Annotated in this window: 1 protein-coding gene; it reads left to right on the top strand. The window is 72.4% G+C overall.

The features are described 5' to 3' along the window. A partial coding sequence (locus ACEN88_RS34595) for a methyl-accepting chemotaxis protein (protein WP_413346924.1) occupies positions 1-380 on the top strand: 380 nt, incomplete at both ends.

The raw sequence follows: 380 nt of genomic DNA, 5'->3' as shown, positions 1-380 counted from the left end.
GAGCAGGGCCGCGGCTTCGCCCGCCACGACGGCGAAGTGCGCAACCTGGCGCAGCGCTCGGCTGCCGCCGCCAGGGAGATCAAGACGCTGATCGCCGACTCCACCGGCAAGGTCGACACGGGCAGCTCGCTCGTGCGCGAGGCGGGCAGCACGATGGGCGAGATCGTCGACAGCGTGCGCCGCGTGGCCGACATCCTCACGGAGATCACGGCCGCGAGCCAGGAGCAGAGCGCCGGCATCGAGCAGATCAACCAGGCCATCACGCAGATGGACGACGTGACCCAGCAGAACGCGGCCCTCGTCGAGCAGGCGGCCGCCGCGTCGCAGGCGATGCAGGACCAGGCCGCGCGCCTGGCGGAGGCCGTGGCGGTGTTCCGGCT

It is taken from the genome of Massilia sp. CT11-108 (assembly GCF_047302915.1).
GTDB lineage: Bacteria > Pseudomonadota > Gammaproteobacteria > Burkholderiales > Burkholderiaceae_D > Telluria > Telluria orientalis.
This window is presented reverse-complemented; position numbering and strand designations above follow the sequence as displayed.